Consider the following 14,948-nt stretch of genomic DNA (forward strand, 5'->3'; position numbering starts at 1 on the left):
TTAAGGGAGTATCCGCCGCACTACTGTATCCCACCTAAAGGCATGAAATCCCAGTAATTCACATCGATTCCTGAGATGATGTTTCCTGCTACTGTGACGGTAGAGATGATGTTATTTGTTGCACCACTAATTGCTGCAATTGGTATACTAGGTGGTGGGGAAAAGGTGATGCGACTTCCAACATAAATGGTGTTTGTGTTTGGGTTTGCGACGATTGCTATTGGTGTGGTGCCCTGGACTTGAATGTTTGCTAGCGTAGTGTTCGTAGGAATATCCCGTGCGGCAATGAAAGACCCCATTGCAGTATTGAAACTAACATAAAGGATATTTGTGACAGGATTAATATTTACCCCTTGACAAAACGGAAAACCGGTCAGTGTTGCGGTGATCGTATGGGTTGTTCCATCAATCACGGATACATTGCTACTGATTGGAGCCATTCCCGTATTGGAGACATAGATCCGATTGGTGATTGGGTTCACCGTGATATCTCTTGAAAAGATTCCTGCTGTGATGGTGTGTGTAATCTGATGCGTTGCGCCATCAATGACAGAAACCGTTCCATCCTGAGTAATTGAGTTTACAGCATAAATGAGATTTGTGGCGGGATTTGCAGCAATGGCATTTGCAGCACTAGTCGTAGCTGAGATTGAAATCGTTTGTATGACAGTATTTGTGAGACCATTGACAACATAAACTGCTAATGGATTAATAGATGAGATATAGACAAGGTTTGTATTAGGGTTGACGGTGACATCAAATGGTGAAGGAATACTATTTATGGTTGTTACTACTTGATTTGTGTAGCTATCGATGACAGAAACGTTGTCATCACCTGTATTTGCGACGTAAACGAGACTAGTGTACCGGTTGACTGCAACGCCATTCGGTGTATCTCCTACTTGTATCGTGGTGATCAATTGATTTGTCATGCCATCTATAGCAGCAACGGCATTTTCAGTTTGTGTAGAAGCGTAAATGGTGTTTTTTGCATTCATTCCTATACCAGGAAGTCCTTGCGACCCAGTAGGTCCAGTAACGCCAGTCGCCCCCGTCACGCCGGTCGCGCCAGTAGGTCCAGTAATGCCAGTCGCCCCCGTCACGCCGGTCGCGCCAGTAGGTCCAGTAACGCCAGTTGCCCCCGTCACGCCGGTCGCGCCAGTAGGTCCAGTAACGCCAGTCGCCCCCGTCACGCCGGTCGCGCCAGTAGGTCCAGTAACGCCAGTCGCCCCCGTTACGCCGGTAATGCCAGTCGCGCCCGTTACGCCAGTCGCGCCCGTAACGCCAGTAATGCCAGTCGCGCCCGTTACGCCGGTAATGCCAGTCGCGCCAGTCGCCCCCGTGGCGCCGGTAATGCCAGTCGCGCCAGTAACCCCAGCCCCCGTTGGTCCAGTCGGTCCTTGTGTGCCGAGTTCTTCCCAAGGATTCCACGTTGCTCCAGTGTCATCGGTTGCGCTACGTATATAAATGGTTGGGTTGCCAATGAGTAATTGTAAGATCGATGTTGTCGGTCCTGGAGTGATGACAGAGACATACAATGTCCAAATAGGGCTTGTAAACCCAAGTGGAGCGTTCACAGGTCCACCAGCGTTTCCTTCAGAACTGTACACACCTTCTGTAACAAACGAATCTAGATCACTACTGGATGGCACTTCTTCATACGGAAAAGCACCGACATCTTCAGCATTTAGCGTCAAACTGCCATCTGATGAGGCAGTTATGCCGTTAATATTTTCAATGCCACCAGGGATCTCACCAATTGAGAGAATGACATTCCCACCTGTATCAGGAAGAAGGTTATTGACACTTACAACACTTCCGGCAGGACCTGTTGCCCCCGTCGCCCCCGTTGGTCCGACTAGCGTAGGAATATTTGTCGCTGCCTTCATTTTCGATTCAAGAATGATTTCCTTTTTGAAAATCGTGTCGAGCATACAAGCCGCACTTTGATTAATGGCTAAAATGTCTGCGATTGTTGCAGGAGGTCCGGTTAAGCCCTCAAGTGTGCCTAGAGCGTACTGAATTTTCTCTCCCTCCGCATTGATAATATGTGCCAACCCCATTTCTTCCATGGCAATGGAGGCAAGCAATAAATTGACAACATCATCACGATTAAGTGTAATATTAGGTGTAATGTTAGGCATATTTGGTTGAGACATACGTATTTCCCCCTCTTGTTTCTTTGTGGAGAATAAGTGTAATTTAAAAAATGAAGCAGTGAGTAATGGCTAAAATTCATACATCATTTCTCCCTGTAACATAAAATATGTCGACAAGAGATGAAAGGTGTAGCATAAATATAAAAAAGGGCGATTATCAGCTTAGATCCAAAGAAAAATGTCGTTCAATGCCACAAGATCACCTTTTGCCTAATTTATGGTATGATAGTAAATGAAAAATTCCCCTTTTGGAAGGATGAAGAAAATGACAGTTAAAACAGCCTCGTTCATTGATCACACACTTTTACAAGCAGATGTGACAAAAGACCAAATCGAAAAGTTATGTAAGGAAGCAAAAGAGCACCAGTTTGCGTCTGTCTGTGTCAATCCATATTGGGTGAAAACAGCAGCAACACTTTTAAAAGAAGCGTCAAATGTAGCAGTATGTACGGTCATTGGTTTTCCACTTGGACAAGCAACATCGGCGACAAAGGCATTTGAGACGACCAATGCCATTCAAAATGGTGCAACAGAAGTGGACATGGTGATCAACATTGCGGCATTAAAAGATCGGGACGACGAAACAGTACGTGCGGATATCGCAGCGGTTGTCGAAGCAGCAAAAGGTAAGGCATTGACGAAGGTCATCATTGAGACAGCGCTACTTACAGACGAAGAAAAAGTACGTGCGTGTGAGTTGTCAGTTGCAGCTGGTGCGGACTATGTCAAAACATCGACCGGATTTTCTACAGGCGGGGCGACAGCTTCTGATGTGCAGTTAATGCGGAAAACAGTTGGTCCAAATATTGGTGTAAAAGCATCTGGGGGTGTGCGCGATCGCACTGGACTCGAAGCAATGGTAGCAGCTGGTGCAACGCGCATTGGTGCGAGTAGTGGCGTGGCCATTGTTTCTGGGGAGAAGGGGACATCAACTTATTGAGCCCATTCGCCCATGAATCCGCTCGATGAAGCGGGCAAAAATATGTGCAAATGGCAGAACGACTAGTGAACAGATAACATTATAAATGACACTTGCATGAGCGAGTTGCATACTTGTAGATTCCGCTAGCAAAGATGAAATATGGGCGAGAAAGCCGATGAGCGGAAAAAAGGCGATTGCACCTAAAAGATTCAGCCAAATATGGGCATAGGCGACGAGGCGTGCCGCTTTACTTGCACCAATGCTCGCAATGTAAGCAGTGAGGCACGTACCAATGTTTGCCCCAAGCATAATGGCAATGCCAGAAGCCATATTAAGCGCGCTGTCTTGAATGAAACTCATTGCCATCGCAATCGTTGCTGTGCTAGATTGGACAATCATTGTCATTACAGCACCGACAACGATTCCCGATAGTGCATGTGCGTTTGTCCAATGAAAAAACGTATGTGTCATCGGTTCTGCTGCTAGTGGTGTGGCAAGGGTTTCTAAACCATGCATTGCGAGAAAAATGGCACCAACCCCAAAAAAAATGCTACCCAAACAATATAGTATTTTTTTTGGAAACAAGAGAAAGAAGATGCCGAGTCCGATGAGTGGCACGGCAAGGTCTGTGAGTCGAAAGGCAATCAATTCTAATGTGAAGCAAGAACCAATATTTGTGCCTAGAATAATACCAATTGTATGGCGAAACGTCAGAAGTTGCGTCGCAACGAAACCAACAACCATGATCATCACAATTGTGCTGCTTTGAAAGATGGCGGTAATGACTGTACCAATGATAAGCCCTTTCCAAGCCGAGTCGGTGGCCCTAAGTAAAATGGGTTGTAAACGCCGGGCGCCGATTTGCATTAACCCAGAGCGTAAGACGAACATCCCGAATAAAAATAAAGTAATAAAGACAACGATGAGAGAAAACCATTCTTGTCCCATAAAAAATGTCACCTCGCGCGATACTAAAATGGGGTCATATCGTTCTTGTCCTATTACTATATGAATCGATTTTCATGACAAGACCAGAAACATAGGAACGTACAAATTTTTCATTCATGGAGTTGACCTTGTTTAAAGGCTGTATTATAATGTATGAAGGCGTGTTTTCGCACGTGTTTTTAGTTTGGTTGTTTTCGGAGGGAGGGAAATAGAATGGCAGAAACTCGCGTTCGTAAAAACGAATCGATCGATGCTGCACTTCGTCGCTTTAAGAGATCAATCTCCAAAGAAGGAACATTGGCTGAGGTTAAAAAACGCAAACACTTCGAAAAGCCAAGTGTAAAGCGTAAGAAGAAATCAGAAGCGGCTAGAAAGCGGAAGTTTTAAGTGACTGGAGCGGCTGTGTCAACAGATAGAAAAGCTTGAAAATAGTAGAAGAAACTTCTTTCGCATTGCATGCTCAGTCATGAAGTGAAGCAGCGTAAAGAATCCCTCCATGGATTTCAACAAGCGAGGTGAGAACAAGTCCCTCGTGTAACCTAGCAAAACATGTTTTTCGGACTGGAATCATACATGCCAGGTTTATTGATAAAAGAAACTTATAACGATCCAAGAAATTGTCTGTATAACAAGCCTCTGCCTTACGCAGGGGCTTTTAACATACATAGATGAGATGGCTGATGAAACCATTCGCACGAAGTAAAAAAAATGAAACCTTTCTTGATCATTTTCGTAGAAAGAGTGATGGACCATCTACGAGGGAGGTGAGGACAGCAGATGAGTAAATGGTTAAAGCTAACATTTGTTACATGGATCACTGCTTTTTTACTAACCCCGTTTTACATGCTAGCCAATCAATCACATGATGGGAAGAAGCAAGTGTTTGTCATACCAGTTGAGCAAACAGTAGAGCGTGGGTTGGAAGCATTTTTGGCGCGTTCGTTTAAAGAGGCAGAAGCTTCGGGCGCTGATCGCATCATCTTGGACATTCACACGCCTGGTGGTGCAGTTGATGCCGCAGGAAATATCGCTAACATCATTAACAGGGCTCAAATTCCTGTAACAGCATTTATTAATAATGAGGCGATTTCTGCTGGTGCGTACATTGCGCTCAATGCGGACGATATTGTCATGGCTCCGGATGGACAAATTGGATCAGCGGGGGTCATTGATGGCGATGGAAATGCAGCAGAAGAGAAGATGCAGTCTCTTTGGATCAGTCGCATGATGACAGCTGCAGAAGAGTACGGACCAGATGGAGGACGTGACCCGGCGTACGCCCGTGCGATGGCAGACCGTGACTTTAATGTGGATGGATTTGAACCAGGTTTTTTAACATTAAATGCTGATCAAGCATATGAAGTTGGGTATGCTGAAGCAATTGCCGCTAACTTGGACGAAGTCATCACTTACCTTGGCTATGAACAAGATGACATCAATATTGTTCATGCTGAAGTGAGCATTGCAGAGCATCTTGCACGTTTTGTGACACATCCATTTGTCATTCCTATTCTGTTATCGATAGGAAGTCTTGGTCTAGTAATGGAAGTATATTCACCTGGTTTTGGTATTCCTGGCATCATGGGGATTAGTGCATTGCTCTTATTTTTCTACGGGCACATGGTTGCAGGTTTTGCGGGGTGGGAATCACTTATTTTGCTTGGCATTGGTGCTGTCTTGCTTGGAATCGAGATTATGGTCCCCGGGTTTGGGATTTTTGGTATACTGGGAACAGGGTTTATTTTAGGCGGCTTGTTCATGGCTTCTTTTTCTACAACAGTGATGGTGTTTTCTGTAGCCATTGCCCTTGTTCTAACCATCATTTTAGCTGTTGTGTTGTTTGTTTTCTTTGGAGATCGAGGTCCTTGGAAGCGGCTTGTCTTACAAACGCCAGCTGTTGCAACAAGTGGCGATGAGCTCGTTCAAAGTGGTGCAGTGAGGCATTTAGTTGGCGTTGAAGGAAAGGCATTGACGGATCTTCGTCCATCTGGAATTGCACTCATTCAGGATGAACGATTAGACGTTGTTTCTGAGGGAGGTTACATTGCGAAAGGGAGCCAGGTGAAGGTTGTACATGCATCAGGGGCACGTATCGTTGTTCGAGCACTTGAGTAACAGTGCCCGGAAGTGAAATTTTTGTAAGAGAAAGAGGAGGAGAAAGAGAATGGATCAAAACCTTATTTTTGTACTTGTTATTGCAGCGGTTGCGATTATTTTATTGTCAATCTTGTTTACATTCGTACCTGTTGCACTGTGGATTTCAGCCATTTCGGCAGGAGTTCGTGTAGGAATTTTTGAGTTAATCGGGATGCGCTTACGCCGTGTGATTCCGTCCCGTGTCGTCACACCACTCATTAAAGCGGTAAAAGCAGGAATCGATTTAAATACTGCGCGACTAGAAGGACATTATTTAGCAGGGGGAAATGTTGACCGTGTTGTTAATGCGTTAATTGCGGCACAACGGGCGAACATTGATTTATCATTTGAGCGCGCGGCGGCGATTGATCTTGCTGGTCGTGACGTGTTAGAGGCAGTACAAATGAGTGTCAACCCGAAAGTTATTGAAACACCGTTTATCGCGGGTGTAGCGATGAACGGGATTGAAATTAAAGCGAAATCCCGGATTACTGTACGTGCAAACATTGACCGCCTTGTCGGTGGTGCTGGTGAAGAAACGGTTATTGCCCGTGTTGGGGAAGGGATCGTTTCAACGATCGGTTCTTCAGAACATCATAAAAACGTGCTTGAGAACCCGGACACCATTTCACAAACGGTGCTTTCAAAAGGTTTAGATTCTGGAACCGCGTTTGAAATTTTATCGATTGATATTGCGGACATTGATGTCGGTAAAAACATCGGTGCAGAGTTGCAAACAGACCAAGCGGAAGCAGATAAGAAGATTGCCCAAGCGAAAGCAGAAGAGCGTCGCGCGATGGCGGTTGCCCAAGAACAAGAAATGAAAGCGCGCGTCGAAGAAATGCGGGCGAAAGTGGTTGAAGCAGAAGCGGAAGTACCACTTGCTTTATCAGAGGCGTTACGTCAAGGTCATATGGGTGTCATGGATTATATGAACTATCAAAATGTCATGGCTGATACCGATATGCGCGACGCGATTAGTAAATCGTCTAGCGATGTTCAGGACGCTAATGTTGATGAGAACAAATAACCAATAGCCAACTGAGAAACGTTGGGACAGTGTGCGAGGACTGAACGACCTCGCCCTTGTTCCGAAGTGCAAAGGGGGGTTACACCCATATGGAAGAACTTATTGATTTTATTTTTAGCAATCCGATCCCTGCCATCATTGCGATCGGTGCGATCCTTAGTTTCTTCTCGCGTTTGCTTAAGGGAGAGCCTGTTAAAAAGGAAGAATCAGCATCTGCTTCACGCGCGGACGAACAGTCGTCAGATGAAGGGTTCGACTGGCAAGATATATTTGATCCTGATACATGGAAAGATAAAGAGCCTGAGCCTTCATCTGCACCTGCGCCAAAATCTGAGCCTCAGATCGTAACAGCATTAGACGAGCGTAAGACGCGCGTGAAACAGGAAGAGCTAGAGCGGTTGCAGCAACAGTTAGAGCAAAAAATAAATCGTATGAAAAAACAAACAGTGGTTACACGAAAGCCACAGCAGCAATCGCCTGCAGCAAGTCCATTGCACTTTAGCCGTCCTTCTGGTCAAGAAGCGATGCGTGCGGTTGTGTGGGCTGAAATCATCGGGTCACCTAAAGGGCGAAAACAGGTACAATCTCGTTTGGTGAGAAGATAAAAGCAACATGTGACCATTTAGATGGCTGTATATGATAACTGAAAATGAAGCAAAAGCCGTGATGTCAATGACATGACGGCTTTTTGTGTGCTATTTAAAGGGTCTTTTTCATACACTCATACGAGAGGGGGAGAGCTGCATGAAGAAAATGGCAAACAATATGAAACGTTGGTTTGGCCAACGCATGCAGCTACCGGCAGATGTCATGATGGATCTGCCACGAATTACGATGATTGGACAACTGCATATTTATATTGAAAACCATTGCGGTGTACAGCGCTTTTCACGGGAAGAAATATGTTTATTTTTAAAACAGGGGCAGTTACTCATTCGTGGAAGTGGCTTTATATTAAAAACGATTATGCCTGAGGAACTTTTATTAGAAGGACGTATTGAGCATGTGTCATTTATACAAGACGAAACGAAAAAGAAATAGAAATAAAGGAGAGGGCATTTGTGCGAAACAACGCGGCAAAACAAATACGTGGTTATGTGACAGTTGAGATCACAATGGAAGAACCAACGCGGTTATTAAATGCTTGCTTAAGGAGAAAGATAGAAATATGGAATGTCCGATATAAAAAAGGTGATACGCTCCAGTTTGACATGTTTCTTGATCATGTTCACGATCTTAGAATGTTGTTGCGTGCATTTAAATGTAAGACAACCTTTAAGAGGCGTAGTGGATTCCCTTTCTTTTTAAAACAAATGCGCGTTCGAATTGGATTGTCGCTGGGCGTTGTTCTCTTTGCTACCATGATGATGTTAGCAGCAAATATGGTGTGGGATATTGAAATTAAAGGAGCAAGCCCGAAAGTGGCGCAGGAGCTACGTGAAGTAGTGGACGCACTTGGAATCAAACGAGGAAAATTCCAATTTCTTTTACCACCACCGGATGAAATTCAACTTCTTGTCACAGAAGAAGTGGACGAGGCAACTTGGATTGGGGTGCGTAAAAAAGGGACGACCTTTGAATTTGAGGTTGTGGAGCAAGTGAGGCAAGCGCCAGCAGAGCGGTTAAGCCCTCGCCATCTCGTTGCTTCAAAACGGGCGGTCATTCATAAGATTTTTGTCGAAAACGGGAAAGCTTTAAAACATACAAATGATTATGTGGAGAAGGGGGATGTCATTGTTTCGGGTGTCATTGGTGTAGAGGGAAAAGAAAAGATTGTTGCCGCAAAAGCGACTGTGATCGGTGAAATATGGTATACTTCAAATGTAACCATTCCATTAAAAAACACGTTTACAACGTTGACAGGCACGCAAAAAAACCGACGCTCACTTGTGCTTGGCGGTTTTGAAGTTCCCGTTTGGGCGTTTACAAAGCCGGCGTATGAGCAGTATGAGACATTTGAGCGAGAAACAGACTGGTCATTATTTGGTTATCGGTTACCAGTTCAGTTCAAAACGACAGAACAACGTGAAACATTTTCATTTGAACGTACGTATACAGAAGAAGAGGCAAAAAAAGTCGCAATGGCAGGGGCACGGACAGAATTACGGGAGCGGCTACCGGAAGATGCAGTCATTAAATCTGAAAATATTTTGCAGCAACGTGTTGAGGATGGTACAGTTTCATTAACGATTCATTACCAAGTTTTAGAAGAAATTACGCAAGAAAAACCAATTATACAAGGAGACTGATGCGATTGTCAGAAGCATTTGTAATCCAACTAGATACAGAAGATGCTGCGTTGACGCAAGCATTATATGGTCCAGGTGATGCACATTTACACCAGTTAGAACAAGCATTATCCCTTCAACTCGTGACACGCGGAGAGGAGATTTTGGCAACCGGAGAAAAAGGCAATGTTGATCGGGCGACCCGTGTGCTGAAAGCGCTTGTCCAAGTAGTGAGCCAGAAAATCGAATTGACGGAACGTGATGTGCTCTATGCGGTCCAATTAGAAGCGCAAGGGAAACTGGATGACTTACATGACCTATACGGTGATAAAATTACAACGACGATTAAAGGAAAAGAGGTCCAGGCGAAAACACTCGGACAACGACATTACGTGTCTCTCATCAAAAATAAGGACATGGTTTTTGGTGTCGGACCTGCAGGCACAGGAAAAACGTATTTAGCTGTTGTCATGGCAGTAACGGCACTGAAGGAAGGCAAAGTGGAGCGCATTGTTTTATCAAGACCTGCTGTAGAAGCAGGCGAGAGCTTAGGTTTTTTACCGGGTGACTTGAAAGAAAAGGTTGATCCGTATTTGCGTCCTATTTATGATGCGTTGCATGACGTTTTAGGTGTAGAACATACAGCGAGACTGATGGAAAAAGGAACGATTGAAGTGGCGCCACTCGCATATATGCGCGGACGTACTTTAGAAAATGCGTTTGTCATTTTAGATGAGGCACAAAACACGACAGAAGAACAAATAAAAATGTTTGTGACCCGGTTAGGATTTGGTTCAAAGATGGTCGTCAACGGTGACTTGACGCAAATTGATTTACCAAAGGGAAAACGATCGGGATTGAAAGCTGCTACTGAAAAGTTAAAGCACGTATCTGGCATTGGATTTTCATATTTACAAGCAAGTGATGTGATTCGTCATGTGTTGGTACAGCAAATTTTACATGCGTATGAGAGCGAAAGTCAGGAGTCTGAGGCGGGAAGTTAGAAAGGATTTTAATGAGTTAGCCCGGAGCTCCCCTCCGGCAACCAATTTCTGAACGCTTGAATGGAGGTGATGAAATGACAAAGAAGAAAAAAGCTTCTGCGGCGTCTGGATGGTGGTCGAAAGTCAAACATCAGCCATATACGCGAGCGGTGATTTTCGCGCTCATTGGCGTGATCATGTATGTCATGATGATTGACAATATCATACCTGAGCGTTTAAACATTGCATTGTCAACGCCTGCGGAACAGGATCTTCATTCCCGTGTAACAGTGGAAGATAAACAAGCGACGGAAAAGCGGCGTGAAGAAGCAAGAGAAAGTATTGAATCACAGATGAAGCACAAGAAAAATTATAAAGAAGAGCGTCGGCAACATGTAGAAACGATTTTTAGTGTGGTTGCTAAAGTGCGTGATGAAGCGAAAGAAGCCGACAAGAAGATGTCGGTCAAGGATCAGATTAAGGAAATACGTAACGATTTTTCAGATAGCATGAACACAGAGATTTCTGATGATCAGTTGACTGTCTTGTTAGATACGCCCGATCAACAATTCGAGCTTGCCAAAGATACAGCGGTAAGTGCTGTTTATGAAACGATGAGTGAACAAATTCGCGTCGGTGAGCTGCAAGAGGCAAAGCAGCTGGCAAAAGAACAAGTGGCAAGTGTGTCTAATTTAATGGCAGGCGTGCGAGAAACGGTAAGTGGTCTTGTGGATACTGCAATTACGTTTAATGTGACATATGATGCAGAAGCTACAGAACGTTTACGTAAAGAAGCCGCAGATGAAGTTGAACCGGTAGTGATTCGCGATGGGGAATTGCTCGTGAAAGCAGGGGACATGATCACACATCCTGTGTATGAAAAGTTACGGCTAGTCGGTTTGTTAGATGATGCCCCGATTATTTATCCTTATATTGGACTAGCGCTGCTCGTATCTTTAATCGTGGGGATGTTGGTTTATTTTTTAAACGACTCTCAAACAAGTGTCGCGACAAACCATTCACACTTACTCATGTTTGCAATGGTGTTTGTCATGATGTTATTAATTTTAAAGGGATGTAGTTATTTGGCTCCAATGGTTGATCAGAGTGGTTTAGGGTATGCCGTTCCAGCAGCTGCAGGTGCGATGTTACTGTCACTACTCATTCATCCTAAGATTGCGATTATGACAAGCTTTATTTTTGCGATCATTGGTAGTGTATTTTATAACAACGATTCTCCAGGGACATTTGCGTTTACGTACGGTTTATATATTCTTATCAGTTGCTTAAGTGCCATTTACTTTTTAAAGCATACAAATCGGGCCACGCGTATTTTGCGGGCAGGATTTTTTGTCGCTTGTGCGAACATCGTGACGGTACTCACACTTTTGTTGATCAAGACAATTCATATTGATTGGGTTGAATTTGGTATACATTTTGGCGCAGCATTCTTATCGGCTTTTATTGCTGCTGTACTAACGATTGGAATTTTGCCGTTTATTGAGACAGGTTTTGGTGTGTTGTCTGTATCTCGCTTGATTGAGTTGTCAAATCCGAATCATCCGTTACTGAGAAAAATATTAATTGAAGCACCCGGAACGTATCACCACAGTGTTGTTGTCGGTAACTTATCAGAAGCAGCTTGTGAAGTGCTCGGTGAAAATGGATTGCTCGCACGTGTGGGTGCGTATTATCATGACTTAGGAAAAACAAAACGCCCTCACTTTTTTATCGAGAATCAGTTAAAGGGGGAAAACCCTCATGATAAAATTTCTCCACAACTGAGTAAAACGATTATCATTTCACATCCGTATGACGGTGCAGAATTGTTACGTGAACATAAAATGCCAAAAGAGATCATTGATATCGCTGAACAACATCACGGGACAAGCTTACTAAAATACTTTTATCATAAAGCGAATGAAGAAAGCGATCAGCCATTACCTGAATCCCAATTCCGTTACCCGGGTCCGAAACCACAAACGAAAGTCACATCGATCATCTCTATTGCTGATAGTGTGGAGGCAGCTGTTCGCTCAATGCAAAAACCAACACCGGAGAGAATCGAGCACCTTGTTGATAAAATCATTAAAGATAAGCTAGAAGATGGTCAATTTGATGAATCAGACTTAACGTTAAAGGAATTGAATAAGATTAAGCGATCAATCTGCGAGACGTTAAAAGGAACTTTCCATCAACGGATTGAGTACCCAGAAGACACGTTAAAAGGAGACAAGTAAATGTTAGAGATTGAAGTAACCGATGAAACAAACACACTGACTTCAGCACAATTAACGATTGCTAAGCAAGTATTGACTCATGCAGCAGCAGAAGAAAATGTCAGTCGTCTAAGTGAAGTGTCTGTAACGTTTGTTGATGAAAAAGAGATCCAGTCTTTAAATGCTACACACCGCGGGTTAGACAAAGCAACAGATGTGTTGTCCTTCGCTTTACATGATGGTGAAGAAGAGGTGGATTTGATTCTACCTGAAGGGATGAGCGACATGCTTGGCGATATCGTTATTTCGGTGCCGCATATAGAGCGCCAGGCATCAGAGTACGGGCATACGTATGAACGAGAGCTTGCATTTTTACTTGTGCACGGTTTTTTACATCTATTAGGGTACGATCATATGAATGAAACGGATGAAAAAAAGATGTTCACAAGACAGGAGGAGATTTTACAATCTTATGGGCTTGGAAGACCGCAATCGTAAAGGGATTCGTCGGCTGTTTCGATCTTTTGGTTATGCAATGTCAGGGCTCGTTTATGTATGCAAAAATGAGCAAAACATGCAAGTTCATCTTGTCAGTGCCGCACTTGTCATATGTGCGGGATGGTATTTAGCTATTCCCCTAACCCATTGGCTCGTGTTGCTGCTCGTGATTGGGGGCATGCTTACGTTAGAAATTATGAATACCGCCATCGAGCGAACGGTTGACTTAGTCGTAGAAGCGTATCATCCATTAGCGAAGCGGGCGAAAGATATTGCAGCTGCGGCGGTGTTTATGTTCAGTTTATTTGCTGTAATAATTGGTCTGTTTATTTTTATCCCACCAATTGTAAAATTGTTTTGAGAGGAGCATATTTATGGATAAGAAAGCATTAATGGAGCAAGCGCTGGAGGCACGACGTCATGCGTATATTCCTTATTCATCCTTTGCAGTCGGAGCGGCGTTGTTACTTGCTGATGGGACAGTTGTACATGGTGCCAACATTGAAAATGCTTCGTACGGTTTAACAAATTGTGCCGAGCGAACAGCACTTTTCAAGGCATACAAAGAGGGGCATGCGCCGTTTCAAGCGATCGCAGTTGTCGCCGATACCGATGAACCAATTTCTCCTTGTGGGGCTTGTCGTCAAGTATTAGTTGAGCTTTGTCCGCCGGATATGCCTGTTTATTTAGGGAACTTACAAGGTGATTGGCAAGAAACAACTGTTCAAGCACTATTACCAGGATTTTTTAAAGCGGAGGACATGTATGAGCGTTAAGGAACAATCATTTAAGTCAGGTTTTGTCTCGATTATCGGTCGACCGAATGTCGGCAAGTCGACGTTATTAAACCATGTGATCGGTCAAAAAATTGCAATCATGTCAGACAAACCACAAACAACGAGAAACAAAGTACAAGGCGTGTATACGGATGCTGATGTGCAAGTTATTTTCATTGATACACCAGGGATCCATAAGCCGAAACATCGTCTCGGTGATTTCATGATGAAAGTGGCTAAAAATACGTTACGTGAAGTCGATCTCATTTTATATGTCATTTCTGCCGATGAACAATTCGGCCCGGGTGAACAATATATTCTCGAACGTTTACAGGAAACGAACCAGCCGGTATTTTTGGTCGTTAATAAAATTGATAAGGTGACCTCAGATGAATTGCTTCATATGATCGCATCTTATAAGGATCGGTATGATTTTGCAGAAATTGTTCCGATTTCAGCACTGGAGGGTGAGAATGTCCCAACACTGATGAAACAAATTGTGTCTTATATGAAAGAAGGACCTCAATATTATCCGGCTGACCAAGTGACAGACCACCCAGAACGATTCATTGTTTCCGAGCTCATTCGTGAGAAGGTGTTGCAGTTAACACGCGAAGAAATTCCCCATGCAATCGCGGTTGTTATTGAACAAATGAAGCGGCGGGACAATGGAAAAGTGTATGTAGGAGCGACGGTCATTGTCGAGCGTTCTTCGCAAAAAGGAATGATTATCGGGAAGCGTGGGGCAATGTTGAAAGAGATCGGTCAGCTTGCACGTGCAGATATTGAAGCCTTGCTTGGTTCGGGCGTGTTTTTAGAATTATGGGTGAAGGTGCAAAAAGATTGGCGTAATCGTCCTGCACAACTACGCGATTTTGGTTTTAATGAAGAGGACTATTCGTAAGCAGGCACGTAATTTTGAAAAAGTCAAGGGTGGGGAATTAACAATTTTTCCATAGCATGATACGTGCGTCTACAGGTGAACATAACAAGCAAAGGGTCGCCCCGTAAAAGACGGTGCGTTTGTAAAAGAACCTAGGAAATGAAAG

At 43.9% G+C, this 14,948-nt stretch carries 15 protein-coding genes; 13 read left to right on the forward strand and 2 right to left on the reverse strand.

Annotated features, from left to right (window positions below; genetic code table 11):
* Nucleotides 1-20: 20 nt before the first annotated feature.
* Nucleotides 21-2,159, reverse strand: a complete 2,139-nt coding sequence (locus NSQ26_RS02740; protein WP_499719062.1) for an alpha-helical endospore appendage domain-containing protein — start codon at nucleotides 2,157-2,159, stop codon at nucleotides 21-23.
* 265 nt (nucleotides 2,160-2,424) lie between these two features.
* Between NSQ26_RS02740 and deoC the strand changes: the two genes are divergently transcribed.
* The gene (gene deoC / locus NSQ26_RS02745) at nucleotides 2,425-3,099 is read left to right on the forward strand and encodes a deoxyribose-phosphate aldolase (RefSeq protein WP_090775872.1); all 675 of its coding nucleotides are present in this window, start codon (nucleotides 2,425-2,427) and stop codon (nucleotides 3,097-3,099) included.
* Here the strand turns inward: deoC and NSQ26_RS02750 are convergent.
* On the reverse strand, nucleotides 3,088-4,029 hold the full coding sequence (locus NSQ26_RS02750) for a Na/Pi symporter (RefSeq protein WP_499719063.1): 942 nt from the start codon (nucleotides 4,027-4,029) through the stop codon (nucleotides 3,088-3,090). The genes deoC and NSQ26_RS02750 overlap by 12 nt on opposite strands.
* Before the next feature lie 213 nt (nucleotides 4,030-4,242).
* Between NSQ26_RS02750 and rpsU the strand changes: the two genes are divergently transcribed.
* The 12 genes from rpsU to era all read left to right on the forward strand — a co-directional run bounded on the left by rpsU (nucleotide 4,243) and on the right by era (nucleotide 14,803).
* A complete protein-coding gene (rpsU, locus tag NSQ26_RS02755; protein ID WP_090775874.1) occupies nucleotides 4,243-4,416 on the forward strand; it encodes a 30S ribosomal protein S21 in 174 nt (57 codons plus the stop codon).
* A gap of 390 nt (nucleotides 4,417-4,806) precedes the next feature.
* Nucleotides 4,807-6,144 carry an NfeD family protein gene (locus NSQ26_RS02760; protein ID WP_090775875.1) on the forward strand — a complete coding sequence of 446 codons (1,338 nt, stop codon included), beginning with the start codon at nucleotides 4,807-4,809 and terminating at the stop codon, nucleotides 6,142-6,144.
* Between the two features lie 49 nt (nucleotides 6,145-6,193).
* On the forward strand, nucleotides 6,194-7,195 hold the full coding sequence (gene floA, locus NSQ26_RS02765) for a flotillin-like protein FloA (RefSeq protein WP_090775876.1): 1,002 nt from the start codon (nucleotides 6,194-6,196) through the stop codon (nucleotides 7,193-7,195).
* Between the two features lie 89 nt (nucleotides 7,196-7,284).
* On the forward strand, nucleotides 7,285-7,800 hold the full coding sequence (locus NSQ26_RS02770) for a YqfB family membrane protein (RefSeq protein ID WP_499719064.1): 516 nt from the start codon (nucleotides 7,285-7,287) through the stop codon (nucleotides 7,798-7,800).
* A gap of 139 nt (nucleotides 7,801-7,939) precedes the next feature.
* On the forward strand, nucleotides 7,940-8,236 hold the full coding sequence (gene yqfC, locus NSQ26_RS02775; protein ID WP_499719065.1) for a sporulation protein YqfC: 297 nt from the start codon (nucleotides 7,940-7,942) through the stop codon (nucleotides 8,234-8,236).
* 20 nt (nucleotides 8,237-8,256) lie between these two features.
* The gene (gene yqfD, locus NSQ26_RS02780; RefSeq protein ID WP_499719066.1) at nucleotides 8,257-9,444 is read left to right on the forward strand and encodes a sporulation protein YqfD; all 1,188 of its coding nucleotides are present in this window, start codon (nucleotides 8,257-8,259) and stop codon (nucleotides 9,442-9,444) included.
* A 5-nt stretch (nucleotides 9,445-9,449) separates the two neighbouring features.
* Nucleotides 9,450-10,427, forward strand: coding sequence for a PhoH family protein (locus NSQ26_RS02785; RefSeq protein WP_245701180.1), 978 nt, complete (start codon nucleotides 9,450-9,452; stop codon nucleotides 10,425-10,427).
* Between the two features lie 74 nt (nucleotides 10,428-10,501).
* Complete coding sequence (locus tag NSQ26_RS02790; RefSeq protein WP_090775881.1) at nucleotides 10,502-12,646, forward strand: HD family phosphohydrolase; 2,145 nt, start codon at nucleotides 10,502-10,504, stop codon at nucleotides 12,644-12,646.
* Nucleotides 12,647-13,123 (forward strand): rRNA maturation RNase YbeY, encoded by a 477-nt coding sequence (gene ybeY / locus NSQ26_RS02795; protein WP_499719067.1) that lies wholly within the window; start codon nucleotides 12,647-12,649, stop codon nucleotides 13,121-13,123. It begins immediately after the preceding gene.
* Nucleotides 13,098-13,484 (forward strand): diacylglycerol kinase family protein, encoded by a 387-nt coding sequence (locus tag NSQ26_RS02800; RefSeq protein ID WP_499719068.1) that lies wholly within the window; start codon nucleotides 13,098-13,100, stop codon nucleotides 13,482-13,484. The genes ybeY and NSQ26_RS02800 overlap by 26 nt, the downstream gene beginning before the upstream one ends.
* Before the next feature lie 13 nt (nucleotides 13,485-13,497).
* Nucleotides 13,498-13,899 carry a cytidine deaminase gene (locus tag NSQ26_RS02805; protein WP_090775884.1) on the forward strand — a complete coding sequence of 134 codons (402 nt, stop codon included), beginning with the start codon at nucleotides 13,498-13,500 and terminating at the stop codon, nucleotides 13,897-13,899.
* Nucleotides 13,889-14,803: a GTPase Era gene (era, locus tag NSQ26_RS02810; RefSeq protein WP_090775885.1), complete on the forward strand. Its 915-nt coding sequence runs from the start codon at nucleotides 13,889-13,891 to the stop codon at nucleotides 14,801-14,803. Before NSQ26_RS02805 ends, era begins: the two co-directional genes overlap by 11 nt.
* Nucleotides 14,804-14,948 lie beyond the last annotated feature (145 nt).

The organism is Bacillus sp. FSL W7-1360 (assembly GCF_038592975.1).
In the GTDB taxonomy this organism is placed as follows: Bacteria; Bacillota; Bacilli; order Bacillales; family Bacillaceae_D; genus Shouchella; species Shouchella lonarensis.

Coding starts and splice junctions, on each gene's coding strand:
- floA (WP_090775876.1), top strand. CDS start 6,194: ATGGATCAAAACCTTATTTTTGTACTTGTTATTGCAGCGGTTGCGATT.
- deoC (WP_090775872.1), top strand. CDS start 2,425: ATGACAGTTAAAACAGCCTCGTTCATTGATCACACACTTTTACAAGCA.
- yqfC (WP_499719065.1), top strand. CDS start 7,940: ATGAAGAAAATGGCAAACAATATGAAACGTTGGTTTGGCCAACGCATG.
- NSQ26_RS02790 (WP_090775881.1), top strand. CDS start 10,502: ATGACAAAGAAGAAAAAAGCTTCTGCGGCGTCTGGATGGTGGTCGAAA.
- NSQ26_RS02770 (WP_499719064.1), top strand. CDS start 7,285: ATGGAAGAACTTATTGATTTTATTTTTAGCAATCCGATCCCTGCCATC.
- rpsU (WP_090775874.1), top strand. CDS start 4,243: ATGGCAGAAACTCGCGTTCGTAAAAACGAATCGATCGATGCTGCACTT.
- NSQ26_RS02760 (WP_090775875.1), top strand. CDS start 4,807: ATGAGTAAATGGTTAAAGCTAACATTTGTTACATGGATCACTGCTTTT.
- NSQ26_RS02805 (WP_090775884.1), top strand. CDS start 13,498: ATGGATAAGAAAGCATTAATGGAGCAAGCGCTGGAGGCACGACGTCAT.
- NSQ26_RS02740 (WP_499719062.1), bottom strand. CDS start 2,159: ATGTCTCAACCAAATATGCCTAACATTACACCTAATATTACACTTAAT.
- NSQ26_RS02800 (WP_499719068.1), top strand. CDS start 13,098: ATGGGCTTGGAAGACCGCAATCGTAAAGGGATTCGTCGGCTGTTTCGA.
- NSQ26_RS02750 (WP_499719063.1), bottom strand. CDS start 4,029: ATGGGACAAGAATGGTTTTCTCTCATCGTTGTCTTTATTACTTTATTT.
- ybeY (WP_499719067.1), top strand. CDS start 12,647: ATGTTAGAGATTGAAGTAACCGATGAAACAAACACACTGACTTCAGCA.
- era (WP_090775885.1), top strand. CDS start 13,889: ATGAGCGTTAAGGAACAATCATTTAAGTCAGGTTTTGTCTCGATTATC.